This is a genomic window from Anaerotruncus sp. AF02-27, assembly GCF_003465835.1.
Taxonomy (GTDB): Bacteria; Bacillota; Clostridia; order Oscillospirales; family Ruminococcaceae; genus Anaerotruncus; species Anaerotruncus rubiinfantis.
Genome location: NZ_QSBX01000064.1, coordinates 1 through 1,622, shown reverse-complemented (window position 1 = coordinate 1,622; position 1,622 = coordinate 1). Strand labels below are relative to the sequence as shown.

The window sequence follows — 1,622 nt, the reverse complement described above, 5'->3', positions numbered from 1 at the left end:
TGGAAAGACCTGCTAACAAAAGTCAAGTAGAAATTTCAGGTTTTGGGAGCAGCGAAAAAGGCAACACAAAATCAAGCCGCTGAGCAACTCAAAATCGAAACGGCGGCCAGCCAGATGGTATAGCGCAGGGAAATCAGTCGTGTTCCAGGGAATCCAAATAGGCTTTCACAGAAGCGTAGTAGATACGCAAGAACTTGTTGGCGGATGCCATCATGTAGACACGGTATGGCTTGCCCTCAGAGCGTTTCTTGTTCATGAACTGGTAGACCGGCTCATCCATTGGGGCACATTGCAGGAGGACGCCCATCACCAGGAAAAGTGTCCTGCGCAGTGAGGCAGATCCCCTCTTGGAAATGCTGCGGCTGCGGACATCTATTTGGCCAGATTGGTAGGGCGGGGCGTCAATGCCTGCAAAGGCCACCAGCGCTTTCTTGGAATGAAAACGGCGCACATCGCCAATTTCAGCTATGAGTTGGGGGCCGAGTGTAGGGCCAACACCAAACATTTCCATCACTACAGGATACTCCGGCAGAGAAGCTGCCAGAGACTGCATCTCCTGCTTGAGAGCAGCTAATGCGGCGGAAGTTGTCTGGAGTTGGGAAATGGCCTGTTCTACCAAAAGTTTTGCCGTATTTGTTTTCGGCATGACACCGAAGCGTCCACAGGCAGAGGCATAAATATCCAACGCCTTATCTTGGCTGAAATTGTAGCCGTGCTTTCTGCACCACTTCTGGTACTTGGCGGTAAAGGCTTTCTTAGACAGACCACAGACACACTCGCAATGCCAAAAAGTGGCGACAAAGTCCACCCACTTCTCACTGCCATCGGCGCGGGGCGGACTGGTAAACAGGCGGTTTGCGTCTGGGAAAGCGGTGTCCAGCAGGGAGATCAGGTTGTTTTTCAGCATGGTCTGTACTTTGGAATACTGCTGGTACTGCCGGTAGCAGGTCTTCAGCATGAGCCGGGTGTCCTCTTCCGGAACATATCTCGGAAGTGTGAGCCAGTGGTCAAGGCCGTAGTTGGCCAGCTTCACGGCATCCTTCTTGTCGGTCTTGCCCCGTCTTAAACTGTTGTTCCCGTAGTCGTGCACCAGCATTGCATTGACTACGGAGACATAAAACCCCGCGCCGTGGAGCAGCCAGGCCACCGGCGCATGGTAATTGCCCGTGGATTCCATCACCACGCGGGTCTCACCGTCCAGGTTTTTGAGCAGCCTTGCCAGCTCGCTCAGTTCGCTGGCGGTGTGGCGCACTTCAAAGGGTGAAACCACTACCTCTCCGAAGGGCCGCATGACTGCAATCATGCTCTTACCTTTGGAAACATCGATGCCAACGCAGTTCATTCACATTCCTCCAACACAAAGAATCTGCAACCGGAAATCCATCTTTTCTCGCTGCCGATTCAATCTATTGGGTGACACGAACTCTCCGGCATCCGGTGGCTCAACCTGCTCAAATCGAACGCTGCAACAAGAGGATGGCTAACAGTCTTTCCAACGGACATAAAAGCCCAAGGAGGCAAGGGTCAGCCAGTTGCTCCTCTTATTGTAGCTTAGGCACGAGATGGAAAGAAAGCCGGACTGGCTGCCCGGCTTTCCTGTCCAAATTTATTGTAATAGGAGG

1 protein-coding gene is annotated in these 1,622 nt (G+C 52.7%); it reads right to left on the bottom strand.

Annotation, left to right across the window (positions count from 1 at the left end):
* Positions 1–133 precede the first annotated feature (133 nt).
* Positions 134–1,342, bottom strand: a complete 1,209-nt coding sequence (locus tag DWV16_RS18765) for an IS110 family transposase (RefSeq protein WP_007862439.1) — start codon at positions 1,340–1,342, stop codon at positions 134–136.
* Positions 1,343–1,622 lie beyond the last annotated feature (280 nt).

Coding starts and splice junctions, on each gene's coding strand:
- DWV16_RS18765 (WP_007862439.1), bottom strand. CDS start 1,342: ATGAACTGCGTTGGCATCGATGTTTCCAAAGGTAAGAGCATGATTGCA.